The 15,568-nt window shown below is 69.8% G+C and carries 12 protein-coding genes; 6 read left to right on the forward strand and 6 right to left on the reverse strand.

Annotated elements, in window-relative coordinates; genetic code table 11:
• Positions 1–61: 61 nt before the first annotated feature.
• The gene (locus OG568_RS59835; protein WP_329538398.1) at positions 62–1,393 is read left to right on the forward strand and encodes an IS701 family transposase; all 1,332 of its coding nucleotides are present in this window, start codon (positions 62–64) and stop codon (positions 1,391–1,393) included.
• Positions 1,394–1,493: 100 nt separating this feature from the next.
• On the opposite strand, the gene OG568_RS59840 is transcribed toward OG568_RS59835, so the two are convergent.
• Positions 1,494–2,933, reverse strand: coding sequence for a hypothetical protein (locus tag OG568_RS59840; protein ID WP_329538400.1), 1,440 nt, complete (start codon positions 2,931–2,933; stop codon positions 1,494–1,496).
• Positions 2,934–3,096: 163 nt separating this feature from the next.
• Between OG568_RS59840 and OG568_RS59845 the strand changes: the two genes are divergently transcribed.
• From OG568_RS59845 to OG568_RS59855, 3 genes are all read left to right on the forward strand, one after another.
• Entirely contained in the window at positions 3,097–4,668 is a 1,572-nt protein-coding gene (locus OG568_RS59845) for a putative T7SS-secreted protein (protein WP_329538401.1), read from the forward strand.
• Positions 4,669–4,800: 132 nt separating this feature from the next.
• Complete coding sequence (locus OG568_RS59850; protein ID WP_329538402.1) at positions 4,801–5,079, forward strand: WXG100 family type VII secretion target; 279 nt, start codon at positions 4,801–4,803, stop codon at positions 5,077–5,079.
• 92 nt (positions 5,080–5,171) lie between these two features.
• Entirely contained in the window at positions 5,172–9,536 is a 4,365-nt protein-coding gene (locus OG568_RS59855) for an FtsK/SpoIIIE domain-containing protein (protein ID WP_329538403.1), read from the forward strand.
• A gap of 79 nt (positions 9,537–9,615) precedes the next feature.
• Here the strand turns inward: OG568_RS59855 and OG568_RS59860 are convergent, their stop codons facing one another.
• Both OG568_RS59860 and OG568_RS59865 read right to left on the reverse strand, forming a co-directional pair.
• Positions 9,616–10,242, reverse strand: a complete 627-nt coding sequence (locus tag OG568_RS59860) for a hypothetical protein (RefSeq protein ID WP_329538404.1) — start codon at positions 10,240–10,242, stop codon at positions 9,616–9,618.
• Positions 10,242–10,535, reverse strand: coding sequence for a hypothetical protein (locus OG568_RS59865; RefSeq protein WP_329538405.1), 294 nt, complete (start codon positions 10,533–10,535; stop codon positions 10,242–10,244). Before OG568_RS59865 ends, OG568_RS59860 begins: the two co-directional genes overlap by 1 nt.
• Before the next feature lie 209 nt (positions 10,536–10,744).
• Here OG568_RS59865 and OG568_RS59870 point away from each other — a divergent pair, with 209 nt between their 5' ends.
• Entirely contained in the window at positions 10,745–11,314 is a 570-nt protein-coding gene (locus tag OG568_RS59870) for a hypothetical protein (protein WP_329538406.1), read from the forward strand.
• A gap of 451 nt (positions 11,315–11,765) precedes the next feature.
• Here the strand turns inward: OG568_RS59870 and OG568_RS59880 are convergent, their stop codons facing one another.
• Positions 11,766–12,503, reverse strand: coding sequence for an IS3 family transposase (locus OG568_RS59880; RefSeq protein ID WP_329538560.1), 738 nt, complete (start codon positions 12,501–12,503; stop codon positions 11,766–11,768).
• On the opposite strand from OG568_RS59880, the gene OG568_RS59885 reads away from it, so the two are divergent.
• On the forward strand, positions 12,489–13,829 hold the full coding sequence (locus tag OG568_RS59885) for an IS701 family transposase (RefSeq protein WP_329538407.1): 1,341 nt from the start codon (positions 12,489–12,491) through the stop codon (positions 13,827–13,829). The genes OG568_RS59880 and OG568_RS59885 overlap by 15 nt on opposite strands.
• Before the next feature lie 21 nt (positions 13,830–13,850).
• Here the strand turns inward: OG568_RS59885 and OG568_RS59890 are convergent, their stop codons facing one another.
• Both OG568_RS59890 and OG568_RS59895 read right to left on the reverse strand, forming a co-directional pair.
• Positions 13,851–14,129: an IS3 family transposase gene (locus OG568_RS59890; protein ID WP_329538408.1), complete on the reverse strand. Its 279-nt coding sequence runs from the start codon at positions 14,127–14,129 to the stop codon at positions 13,851–13,853.
• A gap of 106 nt (positions 14,130–14,235) precedes the next feature.
• Positions 14,236–15,486, reverse strand: a complete 1,251-nt coding sequence (locus OG568_RS59895; RefSeq protein WP_329538409.1) for an IS110 family transposase — start codon at positions 15,484–15,486, stop codon at positions 14,236–14,238.
• Positions 15,487–15,568: the final 82 nt, after the last annotated feature.

The following is a 15,568-nucleotide window of genomic DNA, read 5'->3' on the forward strand; positions in this document are numbered from 1 at the left end:
GGTCAGCGGGATGGCGGGGTGCCTGCGGGCATGAGTACGGCCACCTTGATCATGAACGTTTGTGACGACGTTTCAGAACCAGGTGGCCGCAGAGGCCACGATAGCCGAGCAGACATGGACGGCGGCGTTGGGGGCGGTGACCGAGGAGATCGCGGACTGCTTCGAGCGCCGTGAACCACCCGCTGTGGTACGGGAGATGACCGAGGCGATGCTGATGGAGCTGGACACGCGGAACTGCTGGACACTCGCCGAGGCCCTCGGCCACCGCGGGCCGCACCGGCTCTCCCGTGCCGCCGTCGACCATGATCTGGCCCGGGACCGGATCGCCACCTGGGCCGCCGGTGAACTCGCCGATCCGGACGCGGTGCTGATCGTGGACGAAACCGGAGACGAGAAGTCCTCCACGGACTGCGTCGGCGCGGCCCGCCAATACTCCGGAGCACTGGGCGGTATCGGTCTGTGCCAGGTCGCCGTCCACCTCACCTACGCAAGCCGGCACGGACACGCCCCGATCGACCGGGCCCTCTACCTCGGCGCCGAGTGGGCCGCTGACGAGGAACGACGCCTGCTCACCGGTGTCCCCGACGACGTCGTGTTCGCCACCAAGCCGCAACTGGCCGCCGCCCTGCTCGCCCGCACCCGCGACCTGGGCATCAAGGCCCGCTGGCTGGCCGGCGACGAGGTCTACGGAGGCAAGGAACTGCGCCGCACGGCTCGCGCACTCGACTTCGACTACGCCCTGGCCGTCCGCACCGACCACCGCGTGGACACCGCCATCGGCCGCCTGACCGTCACCCAGCTCGCCGCCCGCGTCCCGAAGAAGAACTGGATGCGCCTGCGCACCGGCCACGGCCTCAAGGGCGACCGCCACTACGACTGGGCCATGCTCGGCATCCACCCCGACGACACCCCCGACGGGCACCGGCCCGGGCACGCCACCGTCCTGGTCCGCCGCCACCGCTACACCCGTGAACTCTCCTTCTACCGCTGCCACTCGACCACTCCCGTCACCCTGGCCGATCTTGTGGATGTGGTGTGCTGCAGGTGGCGCGTCGAGGAGGACTTCCAGACCTCCAAGGGCGTCTGCGGCCTCGACCAAGGCCAGACCACCTGCTGGAACTCCTGGATGCGCTGGACTTTGATCAGCATGCTCGCCGCCGCCGTCCTGGCCGTCACCCACGCCCGCACCACCACGGCTACCACCCCCGGCAGCGAACTCGTCCCGCCCAGCGGCCGCGAACCGCTCCGACTCCTGAGGATCACCGCCCTGCCCCGCCCCCGACGCGACCGCGACCACCTCCTGCACTGGTCCGCCTGGCGCCGTCACCACCAATACCAGGCAGCCGAAGCCCACCGGAGATGGAACAACATCACCGCCACCGCAACGACCTGACCAGCCGCGATGCCCTGCCAATCAGGGAACTACAGCTGCCGTGTCAGATCGCGGATGGAAAAGGCTCAGCAACGGTACCGCGATGCTGAGCAGTCAGTGTTCAGGCCGGGACGGTGAGCCGGATCCCGAGCACAGGGATGTCCACGACGCCGTCCGCCTCGGCCCGCCAGCGCCAGTGGGCGCCGCCCACCTCGCCGCAGACCAGGCCCGTCCAGCCGGCCCCACCGGGGCCGCAGAGTGCGGCGAGCTCGGTGGCCTCGCGTTCGGTCGGCGTACCGGCCATGACGACCAGCCCTTTCACCGGGCGGCGGGCGGCCGCGCCACGCACCGTCCCGCGCTCCTCGCGCGAGGCGTCCCGTACTGGCTCGCCCTGCTGTTCGACGCGGACAACCGGCTGTAGCCCGGCGGGCAGCTCCAACGGTGGCCTGTGGTCGCTGCTGTGCAGGACGGTGACCGGGGTGCCGGGCCGGCTGCGGGCAACCTCCTCCAGCAGTCCGTGCACGACGTCGCGAGCGACGGAGTAGTCGCCGGTCACGCTCAACACCCCGTCCAGTCGACTCAGGTCGTACAGCACGGCCTCGCCGTCCGCGTCCACGCCCACCCGGACCAGGCACGCACGGCTGTCCGTGGTCCGGGGCTCGTGGCTGTGGGCGGCGGCACGCCGCCAGCGGGTGCCGTGCGCGCCATCCAGCGGAGCCCAGGGTGCGCCCGGCGCGTCGCCGGGGGCCAGCCAGGCTGTCACGCCGGCTTCGTCGACCCGCAGCGCGTGCACCGGCCGCCCGGGGATGGCCCCGGTGCTGGAAATTCCGGCGACGGCAGCGTAGGCACGGCGCACGGTACCTGCGTCGGCCGCGAAGCGCTGGCTGACCGCGCGGCGTGCCGCCAGCCGACGCCGCCGCCCGACCCCGCCGCCGAGTCGGCGCACCGCGTGCCCCATGACAGCCGACGCGGCACGCACCCGCCGCCGGCCGACGATGCCCACGGTCACCAGGGCGAGCAGCACGGCGACGGCGGCCGCAATAGCGGCGGGCAGCGGAATGGTGACAGCGGCGCTGCCTCCGACCGTCGTGTTCGTGCCTCCGCCGACCGAGGGCGCGGAAGAGCCGCCCTGGCTCGCGGTGTCCCGGGCCAGCTTCACGTCGGGGCCCGCGGCGTCCTGCGGCAGCCGCAGGATCCAGCCGGGGTGAAGTTGCTCGTCCTCACTGGTGAGGACGGCGCCGTCGGCCTGGGCCAGGCCGCGGTTCAGGTCGAAGATCTCACCGGCCCGACCGGCATCGCCCAGAGTGCTGGAGGCGACGGACTGCAAGGTGGCGGGAACACCCCCGTCCTGCGCCGGGTCCGGTACGACGAAGACCTTCACCACTTGGTCACCCGTCCCGACCGCCATGGCCTGGGCGGCAAGCGTGCCGAGCACCGCCCACAGTGCCAGCAGCACCACAGCGGCGGTTCGCCCCAGTGCCGCCGCGCGGACGGCACCCGTTCTGGCATTCCTCGGCCGGCTCTGCTGTATGGCGCTGACGCCGTCTCTCATCGTCTCCACCCATGTCACTCGTCGGGCGAGCCGGATCCCGCGTCCCGGCCCTGTCACCCCCTACACGGCGCAGCCCTGGGCAAGGGTTCGAAAGGAAATATGAACTCCTTCCCCGGCCAGTGACGTGTCAGAAGCAACACAGGTCACGAAAAACGGATCAGGGGGGTCACCAATGGGACGCCGGCACGCGAGTGGCGAGGACTTTCACCTCGTCGGACTCGACCGGGACCCCACTCCCGGGGATCCCGAACTCATCCGCGACATCGTCAATCGGTACCGGGACATCGGTGACGCGGCCCAGACGGCGCTCGGCATCCTCAAGAAGGACGGCACCATCTCCCAAGGCCGTGGGTCGGCCATGGACAAGCTCCGGGAGAAGATCGGCGACGACCTCCCGGACAAGCTCAACAAGACGGCGACCTCCTACCACGACGCCGCCCAGGCCTACACCGACTACATCCCCCGGTTGCAGGAGGCGCAGGACACCTTCGACCGGGCAGTGGATCAGGCCATCGCCGCGTCCGCGAAGGCGAACCAGACGCCGACGGCGCTCGGGGAGAACCCCACCGATCAGGAGCGGTCCGAGGCCCGCGCCGTCCAGGACGGCATCGACGCCGGCAAGAACGAGCTGTCCGCCGCCAAGAGCCTGGCCAGGCAGGCACAGCAGATGCGCGAGTCGGCCCAGCGCACCTGCGCCGACACTCTGGACAGGGCCGCCTCGGAAGCGATTCCGGAGCGGAACATCTTCCAGAAGATCGCCGACTTCTTCAAGGATTTCCCATTCGTCCAGATCCTGCTGGCCGCGTTGATCGCCGTCGTGGCGGTCTTCTTCCCGGTCGTCGGGGCACTGCTGGGCGCGGCGTTGTTCGTCTTCAACCAAGTGGTGGCGAGTCAGGCAGGGGGCCTGAAGGCCGGTGACTTCATCACCGGGCTGGTCGGCCTGATCCCGGGCGGGTCCCTGTTCAAGCTCGGCGGCAAGGCGCTTGAGGCGATCGCCCCCGGAGCGGTCGCGGCGATCAAGAACTCCTCGGCACTCACCAAGATTAACGGACCGATCAGCAAGATCAGCGAAACCTTGGAGAACAACAAGACGCTGGATGTGGTGGTGGACCTCACCGGCGGTTTCCTTGGAAACTCCGCGGTAGAGGCGGCTGCCAAGGCCGCCAACCACGACGAGATCACCGCTGCGGGCGTCTTCGCGGGAGCCGCCGCAGGAGCCGCTGCCGGCATCGGGTTCAAGGGCGTCATCGGCAAGATCGGTTCCGCGCGCGGCAACTCGGAGGTCCAGCCCGGCACCGGGGGCCGGTTCGGGGACACCACCGAGCCTTCGATCGACGACTCGATCGGCAAGAAGATCTCGGACCAAGTGGGAGGCGTCCTCGAGGAGGGTGCGGCGGTCGGCGCGAAGATCGGCGTCGGAGTCGCCGAGGGCGGCGACCCGAACGAGGTCGCGGCCGGGGAGATCGCCAACGCGGCGCCCAAGATCGGCGTGGGGCCCATCGGCATCGCGGGGGTCGGCCGCAAGATCGACGGCATCCCGATCAAGGGCAGCATCGGGGGCGGCGGCACGACCGCCCCGGTGACCGGCGGACCCGGGACGCACACCCCCGTCCCCCGACCCGTTGCTCCCGCGGACATACCCCTACCGCCCTCCCCCGTTTCACCGACCACGCCCCCACCCGTACGACCGGCGACAACACACCCCGCAGACATACCCCTACCGGCCTCCCCGACGACTCCCTGAGGGGCGGTCGTCGGCCGCAGCCAGTGGCCGCCTCCACAGGTTTCCGTCCCCGCGGGGGACGGATTGTTCACTCACATGACGACAGCCTTTGTCGTCCACTCGTCAAGGAGTACCGATATGCCCGATTTTCGCGTGAACTCTGAAGAGACCGCCTCGACCTCGCAGGCGCTGCTCAACGACTTCTCCCAGCTGCAGGACAAGCTGAACGAGGTCAAGGGCAAGATCTCCAACCTGCTTGCCAACGGCTACAGCACCCCTGCCGCCCAGCAGAAGTTCTCGCCGTTCTTCGACGAGTTCGCCAAGGGCTTCGACCAGGTCAACCAGGGCCTGCAGGGCATCGGTCAGTACGTCCGCGCCGTCGGAGACGCCTTCTCGCAGACCGACGACCAGCTCGGTTCGAACCTGAGCTGACATCGACCCGGTCTCCGACCCACGCTCCTTCATGAGAGAGACGATGCATCGTGCGTTTGAACGTCAGCGTCCGTGCCCCCCATCTTGAGGGGGTGTCCACCACCGTCGTCGTCGACACCGAGCCGTCCGCGCGCGCGGGCCGCCTCGCGGCAGAACTCGCGCGGGCCGTCGACCACAGGGGGACCGGTGGGGCGGAAACGCGGGGGCCCGCCCTGTTCATCGGCGCGGAGGAGATCGACCCCGATGCCACCCTGCAGGCGGCCGGGGTCCGGGACGGTATGGACCTCGGGCTCGACGCCGCCCTTCCGGCGGCGTCCGAGCCCGAGGGCCGGACCGAGATCCGGCTGGTGTCGGGACGGGGCGCGGGAACGGTCTTCCGGCTCGTCCCCGGCGACTACGACATCGGCAGCGACCGTGCCTGCCGCATCCGGCTGGCCGAGGACGTGACCGCTTTCGCGGCCCGCGTGCGGGTACGGCTCGACGGCGGTGCCGAACTGCTCACCGTCGGCAAGTCGTTGCTCAACGGGAAGCCCGCGGCAGACGGTACGGTGTGGCGCGAGGGCAGCCAGCTCGCCGTCGGTGACACTCTGCTGGAGCTTGCCTCCCGCGAGTTGGCCACCGCACCGCTGACCCCGGCAGCGGACGGCCTGGGTCTGGAGTTCAACCGGCCGCCACGCTTCCTGCCGGCGTGGGCAGGCGGCAAATTCCGTCTGCCCACGCCCCCCGTCAAACCCGACAAGCGGCCCATCCCGCTGCTGCCCATCCTGCTGCTGCCGGCCGGCAGCGCCGCCATCGCCATCTTCGTCACCAAGAGCTGGACCTTCGTCTTCATAGCCCTGCTGTCCCCGCTGGCCGCGCTGTTCACCCAGTTCGGCAGTCGCAAGCAGGCGATGCTGAAGTACGAGGAGAAGAAAGAGGAGTACGAGGCGGCGGCCGAGCGGGTCAGGGCCGACATCGGGAGCGCCGTCCTCGACGAGCAGCACGGCCTGCGTCTCTCCCTGCCCGATCCGGCCTCGCTGCTGCGAATGGCGGACCAGCCGTCCGAGCGGTTGTGGGAACGCCGCTGGCAGGACCCGGACTTTCTCTCCATGCGGGTGGGCACCGCCGATCTGCCCTCATCGGTGAGCGTGGAGGACCCCACGCAGGACGAACACCGGCGTACCACGGTGGCGCCGCTCAACCAGGTGCCGGTCCCCATCGCGCTGCGCCGCGCCGGCGTCGCGGGCCTGGCAGGCCCCGGCGCGGACCGCCTGGCCGGCTGGCTGACCGCCCAGGCCGCCGCCCTGCACAGCCCCGCGGACCTGCGGATCGTCGTGCTCGCCAGCCCTGACGGAGAGACGGCGTGGTCCTGGGCCCGCTGGCTGCCGCACACTCAGGCGCAGAGCGAGGACGCTTACGTGCTGGTGGGCAGCACCGTGGACTCGCTGGCCCGGCGTATCGGCGAACTGGGCCAGATCGTCGCGGCCCGCATGGCGGCGGGACCTGACCTGGTACGCGGCGGCGTCAACGGCTACCCCGACATCCTGGTCGTGCTGGAACAGGCCCGCCGGGCGCGGTCGCTGCCAGGTGTGATCGCCCTGCTCCGCGACGGGCCCTCGGTCGGGGTCCACACGCTGTGCATCGACCGCGAGGAACGGCTGCTGCCCGAGGAGTGCGGCGCGGTCGTCGTCACCGGCACGGGCGCGCCTAGTACGTCCCGGGTGCGCACCGGTACTGGCGCCGCTCTGGAGAACGTGCGTACCGATTCGCCCGAGGCGACCTGGTACGACCACCTGGGGCGGGCGCTGGCGCCGCTCCGTGGTGTAGGGGACAGCGACGAGAGCGCGCTGCCTGGTTCGGTGCGCCTGCTGGACCTGCTGCACGTCGAACCGCCTACCGCGGAGGCGGTGGTCGCCGGCTGGTCGCTCGGCGGCCGCAGCACCCGCGCCCTGCTGGGCACCGGTTACGACGGCGACTTCTCCGTGGACCTGATCCGCGACGGGCCGCACGCGTTGATCGCCGGCACCACCGGTTCCGGCAAGTCGGAGCTGCTGCAGACCCTGGTCGCCTCGCTCGCCGTGGTGAACCGGCCAGACGAGATGACGTTCGTCCTCGTCGACTACAAGGGCGGCAGCGCCTTTGCCGAGTGCGCCGACCTGCCGCACACCGTGGGCCTCGTCACCGACCTGGACACGAACCTCGTGGAGCGCGCCCTGGTCTCCCTCGGCGCCGAACTGCGCCGCCGTGAGACCCAGTTGGCCGGTGCGGCCGCCAAGGACATCGAGGACTACCTCGACAAGCGCTCGCGCGGTGGCAACGCACTGCCGCCGATGCCCCGCCTGGTGCTGGTCGTGGACGAGTTCGCGTCCATGGTGCGCGAACTGCCCGACTTCATCTCGGGCCTTGTCGACATCGCCCAGCGCGGGCGCTCGCTCGGCATCCACATGGTGCTGGCGACCCAGCGTCCCGGTGGCGCGGTCACTCCGGACATCCGGGCCAACACCAATCTGCGCATCGCCCTGCGCACCACGGACACCACCGAGAGCCGCGATATCATCGACGCGCCCGACTCCGGTGAGATCTCGACCGCCAACCCCGGCCGCGCCTACGCACGGCTCGGCCCCTCCGCCCTGCTGCCGTTCCAGGCCGGACGGGTCGGCGGCCGTCGGCCGGACGGCACGGTCCCGGAGGGCACGGAGACGCCGGTCCGGGCCGAGGCGGTGAGCTGGCGGGAACTCGGCGGCCCGCTGCCCAGCGGCCGTTCCCGCAAAGGCGGTTCGGGGCCGGCGCAGACCCAGACGGTTACCGACCTCGCAGTGCTCACCGAGGCCGTCGCACAGGCCGCACGGTTGGCCGAGGTGCCGCGCCAGCCGAGCCCGTGGCTGCCACCGCTGCCGGACGTGCTGGAATGGACCGCCTCGCCCGCACCCGCCCCCGCCACGGAGCGCGAGGCCGGGCTGCCGTCCGTGGCGTACGGCATGGTGGACCTGCCAGCCCGGCAGACCCGCGCTCCGCTGGAGTTCGACATCGACCGGGCGGGCCACCTGCACCTGATCGGCTCACCGCGCAGCGGACGGTCGCAGGCGCTGCGCACCCTGGCGGCCGCGCTGGCCCAGGCGCACGGCGCCGACGATGTCCACATTTATGGCGTGGACTGCGGCAACGGGGCGCTCAACGCGCTGACCGCCCTACCGCACTGCGGTGCGGTCGTCGACCGTAACCAGGTGGAGCGGCTGAGCCGCCTGCTGGACCGGCTGAACGCCGAAATCACCGCGCGTCAGGGCGTACTGGGCTCCCGCGGCGCGGCCGACCTCGCCGAACTGCGCCGCTCGCAGCCCCCCGGGGAGCGACTGGCGCACATCGTGGTGCTGGTGGACCGTTTCGAGGTCTTCGAGCGCGAGTTCACCGCGTACGACAACGGCAGCCTCATGGAGCGCATGGTCAGGCTGCTGCGCGACGGCGCGGGCGTGGGCATCCACGTGGTGCTCGCGGGCGACCGGGTGCTGGGCGGCAGCCGGTTCTCCGGGACGACCGAGGACAAGATCGTCCTCAAACTCAACGACCGCCAGGACTACTCGTCGGTCGGCATCCCCACCAAGTCCGCGCCGACCGACCCCGCGCCCGGTCGCGGCATCCGCACCCTGGACCTCGCCGAGGTCCAGATCGCGGTGCTCACCGGCGACCTCTCCGGCGCGGCCCAGAGTCAGTACCTCGCCGATCTGGGAAGCCGGCTCACCGAGCGCGAGGCGGAGCTGACCAGCGAACGTCGCGCGCTATGCCTGGACGTCCTGCCGGACCGGATCAGCTACCGGCAGGCACTGGCCCTGCACCACCGGCACGGTCCGATGCGCCCGCTGGTCGCCGTCGGCGGTGACACCCTCACCTCACTGGGTCCCGATCTGGCCGACGTACCGACGTTCGTCGTCGCAGGGCCCCCGCGCACCGGCCGCAGCACGGTCCTGCTCACCGCAGCGCACTCCCTGCTGGCGGACGGCGCGGGCCTGGTGGTGCTCGCGCCACGCCGGTCGCCGCTGCGCGACCTGGCGGGCCGCCACGGCGTGGCGGCAGTGATCACCGACGCACAGGTGACGGTCCAGGAGTTCCGCGACGTCCTGGGGAACATCGAGCAGGACAACGCGGTGATCATCGTGGACGACGCCGAACTGCTCATGGGCACCGACATCGACAGCGACCTGGCGCTGCTTGCCCGCGGCGGCGCGGGCAGCGGCTGGGGAGTCCTGGCCGCAGGCAACGCGGAGTCGCTGTCGCTGAGCCTGGCCGGCTGGATGGGCCAGGTGAAGCGGAACCGGACCGGCATGCTGCTGTCGCCGCAGAACCTTGCCGACGGCGAGGTCATCGGCGTCAAGCTGACCCGGGGCGTCGTCGGCCAGGCGCCCCAGCCCGGCCGTGGCCTGCTGCACCTCGGTGATGGCGCGCTGGTGTCCGTACAGGTACCCCTCTCCGGCGCCGAGGTCTGAGGCCCCGGCAGGCGACAACGCGAAGGGCGGCCGGGAATCCTCTCCCGGCCGCCCTTCGCATCGTTCCCCGTGAGCCGCGTCAGGCGGCGGCCGGCGCCAGTGGCGTCCCGTCCCCGGACACGAAGCGAAAGGTGCTCGTGACGGCGTCGAAGAGGTCGTACACCTCGTTCGTCAGCGGCAGGTTGGGGCTGGCGAGCGTGACGACGAGGAAGTCCTCGGTGCGGCCGGGAACCGGCATCATCGTGTGCATGGTGAGCAGCCGGACGTCGATGTCCCCGGTGAGCCGGGTGGTCTCGGTGCCGGTGACGCGGGCCACGGTGCCCACGTGAGGCATCCTCACGGAGGTGATCACCCGGTCCTTGGGTGCTCCGCCGCCGACGGACGTGGTGCCCAGCTGCGCGGAGAGTACCGGCAGTGTCAGCTCTGATCCTTCGGGCGTGGTGACGGCGAAGACCATCCCGTAGGCCATGAACAGACCCTCGTCGTAGAGCGTCGCGGTGCCGACGGCCAGCAGTGCGCCCTGGCGCCGGGCGGCCCGGCTGACTTCGCGCCCCTGCCGGAACATGTCGTTGATCCGGGCCTTCTCGCGGGGGTCGTCGGTGGTGGCGAGAGCCGCGGCTCGGGTCCTGGCCAGTTCCTCCCCGCTCAGGTCGACGGTGTTCCACAGGTCGGGTATGTCGAGCAGGAAGCGATGCGCGGTGTTCACTAACGGCCCTTTCCGTTGTCGAGGTTGCTCACGGCGTCCTGGTCGGTCTTGTTCATCGAGTCGAGGATGCTGCCGATGGCGTCCCTGATCCCTGTGATCTGCTTCTTCAGCTGCTTCTTGCCGTCGTTCCACTTGTTCTCGAAGTGCTGGGCCGCACCGCGGGAGAGCTCGCGACCGAACGCCGCGTCGAAGTCGAAGGTGTGGTGCCCGATGTCGATCTGGTCGTGGACGAGGTCCAGCATCTGCTGAGCCTGCTGTAGCTCGTCTCCTGGTACATAGACGTCGTCTGCCATGCCGATCCCCTCGTGCTCCGCCGCTACCGGCCTCAGCCGTCACACGGCCGGAGCGGCCCGAAAGGTTCAATCGCTTTTTCCATCGAACGGTGAACTCCGGCTGACCTCATCCCCGTGTAGGGGTCATGACCTCTCCTCACCCGTTTTCAGCCGCCTCACGTGGTCCGGTACGTCGCGCGGTCGTCGCCACCGCGGTGGTCCTGTGTGGTGTGGCAAGCCTCGCCGGATGCGGCAAGACCATCTCGATCGGCGACGCCGCCTCCGCACCGGCCGTCTCCTCACCGTCGGCCGAAGCCGCGTCCGGCGCGGGCAACACCGCGCTGCAGGTCGTGGACAAGACGGCCGCGGACGCGGGCCTGACCGGTACCGGCGGCACTGTTGTGGGCGCGGCCGTCCAGGAGGCCCCGCCGAAATGGGTCCAGCTGTCGGCGGTCACCTCGCAGCCGTTCTCGGCCTCGCACCTGATCAACATCAACCAGGCAGCGCTCTACCGATTCGACGGTGACAACGCCGACCCGAAGCACTCCCACTGCGACGACACCTGCGCCGCGAAGTGGCCGCCTGTCACCATCGAGGAGAACGGCAACGTCTACCTCGCGGGCGTCGACAGCAAGGAGGTCGGCGCCATCCGTCGAGAGGACGGCCAGGTGCAGCTCACGGTCGGCGGCGCGCCGGTCTACCGCTTCGCGGGGGACACCAAGCCCGGAGACCTGAACGGCCAGGGTGTCGACGGAAAGTGGTTCGCGGTCGGACCGACGGGCGAGCGGGTCGCCGGGTAAGACGTGGGCATGCGCAGGCGTGGAAACGGCCGAACCAGCGGTGCACGGTGGCCGGGTCGTACGCCACCAACACGGCGATCTGCGCGGGTGACAGGCCATGCAGCGACAGCAACACCCTCACCGCCCGCAGCACCGTCCGGCCCCGGCCGCACACCAGACCGCGTTATCGCTCATACCCGACGGCCGACGCATGGGCGAACACGGTGGGCGGGCGCACGCTGGCCGCCGGCCACCCGACAGATGAACCATGTCCGAGTGGTCTGCGTAGTGAAAGATGAGTGGGCTTTTTCGAGCGCGCCCACCTGGAAAGCTCCAATCGAAAGCAGGGGGCCCACGGTCGATCGGTGGCCGTTTCAGGGAAACGCCGACGCATACCTCTTTTCTTGGGAAAGTGAACCATGTCACAGTGACGGGCCCTGCGCTTCTCGGACAGCGGTGTTGAGGGTTCTGCCTATGCCGCTGCCTGCAATTCCTCGTACTCGGCGTGGACTTCTGCGGGAGTCTTGTAGCCGAGTCCGGAGTGGAGGCGCTTTCGATTGTAGAAAATCTCGATGTAGCGGACGATAGCCCGGTGAGCGTGTGCGCGTGTTGGGAACGTAGTTCGGTGCACGAGTTCGTTTTTGAGGGCGCCGAAAAATGATTCAGCCATCGCATTGTCCCAGCAGACGCCGGTGCGGCCGACCGACGCTCGCAGGCCCAACGAGCTGAGCTTGGAACGAAGTTCGCGAGACGTGTATGGACTGCCGCGATCGGAATGAAATATGCAGCCTTCGGCGAGGTCGATGTTCCGGGCCGCCATATCGAGTGCATCCGATATAAGAGAGGTCTTCATGTGGTCGGCCATCGCCCAGCCGACCACCGCTTTGGTGTGGCAGTCGATGACGGTCGCGAGATAAAGGAACCCGGCCCAGGTGTGAACGTAGGTGATATCGCTGACCAGTTTGCGCCCGGGAGCGTCAGCGGTGAAGTCACGGGTCAGCAGGTCGGGCGTGGCCGGCGCCGCATCATCGGCGATCGTGGTCGCCCGCCAGGGCCGCGGCTGGCATGGCACCAGGCCGAGCTCGCGCATCAGACTCGGCAGCTGTAGTTCTTGATCGTTGACGGATTCGTGCTGGTGAGCGGCCTGATGGGGTGCCCGCGGGAACGAGTACGGCCACCGCGATGATGATCGTCTGTGACAACAGATCAGGACGCGGTGGCCGTGGGCGCCACGATAGCCGGTGGGGTGTGGAGCGAGTGTTTCAGGGCGGCGATGGCGGCGGTGGCCGCCTGCTTCCCGCGACGGGAGTCGCGGCTGCTGGCCAGGGACATGGCCGAGGCGATGCTGACGGGGCTCGAGACCCGCAACTGCTGGACGCTCGCTGAGGCGTTGGGGCACGCGTCGCCGTCCCGGCTGCAGCACTTCTTGTCCCGCGGCGTGTGGGATCACGACGCCGTGCGCGACCGGACGGCCACCTGGGCGGCCGGTGAACTCGCGGATGACGACGCCGTGTTGATCGTGGACGAGACGGGGGACGAGAAGTCCTCCACCGACGTCGTCGGGGCGGCAAGGCAATACTCCGGTGCGCTGGGCGGGATCGGTCTGTGCCAGGTCGCCGTCCATCTCACCTACGCCTCCGCACGTGGCCATGCCCCGATCGACCGGGCCCTGTACCTGGGCGCCGACTGGGCCGCCGACGAAGAACGCCGCCTGCTCACCCACGTCCCCGACGACGTGGACTTCGCCACCAAGCCCGAACTTGCTGCCGCCATGCTCACCCGGGCCCGACAGCTGGGCCTGCGTGCACGCTGGTTCGCCGGCGACGAGGTCTACGGCGGGCGCGAACTGCGCCGCAGTGCTCGCCGGCTCGGCTTCGACTACGCCCTGTCGGTCCGCGCCGATCACCAGGTCACCACCCCGGGTGGCCGCTTCACCGCGACCACCCTGGCCGCACGGCTGCCCCGGCGGGCATGGATGCGGATGCTCACCGGTCACGGCCTGAAGGGCGACCGCCACTACGACTGGACCTGGACCGACATCCAGAGCGACGACGCCCCCGACACCGAGGACGACGGGACATCCGTCCTGGTCGTGCGCCGACACCGCTTCACCGGCGAACTCTCCTTCTACCGCTGCTACTCCACCCGACCCGTCACCCTTGCCGGCCTCATACACATCATCTGCACCAGATGGCAGGTCGAAGAGGACTTCCAGCTGGCCAAGGGCGTCACCGGACTCGACCAGGGCCAGACGACCTGCTGGAACTCCTGGATGCGTTGGACCCTGATCAGCATCCTGGCCACCGCCGTCCTGGCCGTCACCCGCGCCCGCACCGCGACCACCACCATGGCCGTCGGCCTCATCCCGGTCAGCGCACGCGAGCTGCTGACCATCCTGCGGGCAACCACCCTGCCCCCGCTCCGCCACGACATCGGCCATGTCCTGCACTGGTCCGCCTGGCGACGCCGTCACCAGGCCATCGCGCAAGCCTGCCACCGGCGCTGGAACAACGTCACCGCCGCCGCGACCACATGACACCACCATGACGATCAAGAACTACAGCTGCCGGGTCAGCGCGCGGACCAGTTCTGCTCCGGCCTGCACGTTCATCCGCTGGAGCGCGGCGTGGACACGCCGGTAGCCGTAGGTTTCATGCGAGTCGGAGAAGACCTGGAGGATGACAGCCCTCAGTTCCGCACGGTGCTTCGCGGTGGCCGACAATGGCCTCGATCTCCAGTGGTAGAAGCCCGACGTGGATACTCCCGCCCAGGTGCACATCTGCTGCACGGGAAAGTTACCGGCCTCGCCGTCGATGAATTCGTACTTCTCCGTCACCGGTATTCCTGGGCGAAGAAGGCCGCCGCTGAGATGTGAATCCTGGGTCCCACGGGCATCTTTAAGTGCGGCCTCGCGGCGAGGCCGCACTCCTGCCGACCCCGGTTCAGGCGGGTCCGGTTCCTGGGGGTCCGATGGTGACGTCGAAACCGAGGGCTTCGAGCTGGGCGGTCAGCCGCCTGGCGCGTTGCTCGGGGCTGAATCGCCTCGCTGCCCAGTCGGGGCCCAACTCCCGGTAGGGCACCTGGTCGTGGACGATGTGCCAGTAGGCCACGACGATGTCGTGGCGGGTCGCACCGAGAGCCTTGAAGCCGCCCGCCCGGCCTTTGATCTGCATGTGATGCGCGTGCAGGTAGGTGCCCTTGGCCTTGACCGCGCCCCAGGCCGCTTCGGTCAGCGCGGCCTTCAGCCACTTCGGACCGGGCCGGCTGCGTCCGCCCCTGCGCTTGCCGCCCGAAGCATGATTGCCCGGACACACCCCCGCCCAGGAGGCGAGATGAGCCGAGGACGGGAATGCCGACATGTCCAGACCGATCTCGGCGATCAGCACCTGGGCGACCTTCGCCCCCACCCCGGGGATGGTCTGGATCAGCTCCAGGACCTCCTGGTGCGGGGCAAGCCGGATCGCGATCTCCGCATCGTAGGCGTCGAGCCGCTGCTCCAGCCCGTCGATATGCGCCAGCAGACCGCGCACGATGACACCGTGGTGCTCGACACGGAAGCGGTGCTCGAGAGCCTCCTCCAGAGCCTCCCGCTTCGAGCGGAGCCGTCCCTTGGCCAGCGCGGCCAGCTCCACCGGCGAGGTCACCCCGTCCAGCAGCGCCTCCAGCACGGCCCGCGCCGTCTTCGACCACACCTGCGAGGCCACCGAGGTCAGCTTGATACCGGCGTCTTGCAGTACCTTCTCCAGCCGCTGGATCACCCGCACCCGCTCCTGAGACACCGCCGTACGCGCCCGGGTCAGGTCTCGCAGCTCGCGAAACTCCTGCACCGGCACGAACGACGGCCGCACCAGACCGCACTCCAGGATCCGGGCGATCCACACCGAATCAGCGACATCGGTCTTGCGCCCGGGCACGTTCCGCAGATGCGCCGCGTTCACCAGCCAGCAGGTGAACCGCCCCTCCAGCGCGGCGAAGACGGGCTTCCAGTACACCCCCGTCGCTTCCATGCCGACCAGCTCCACCCCCTCGCAGACCAGCCAGTCGCCCAGGTCGGCCAGCGCGCGCACGGTGGTCTTGAAGGTCCGGGTCTCCGTTGCCCGTGAACCCCGGCGCTGCCCCGGCGAGCGCACCGTCGCCACCACCGTGTCCCGGTGCACGTCCAGCCCGGCGCACCGCTCGAAGATCACCTGCATCTCTGGCCTCCTCCGCGACAGCACCGGTCAACGTGCCGCCCGGAAGGGGCCTACTGATCCAAAGAGTCTGAGATTCGCGCTC

This window comes from Streptomyces sp. NBC_01450, from assembly GCF_036227505.1.
Lineage (GTDB): Bacteria > Actinomycetota > Actinomycetes > Streptomycetales > Streptomycetaceae > Streptomyces.

Bases quoted from the DNA above. Each gene is read 5' to 3' on its own strand.
- OG568_RS59895 (WP_329538409.1), bottom strand. From the start codon at position 15,486: ATGCAGGTGATCTTCGAGCGGTGCGCCGGGCTGGACGTGCACCGGGAC.
- OG568_RS59865 (WP_329538405.1), bottom strand. From the start codon at position 10,535: ATGGCAGACGACGTCTATGTACCAGGAGACGAGCTACAGCAGGCTCAG.
- OG568_RS59845 (WP_329538401.1), top strand. From the start codon at position 3,097: ATGGGACGCCGGCACGCGAGTGGCGAGGACTTTCACCTCGTCGGACTC.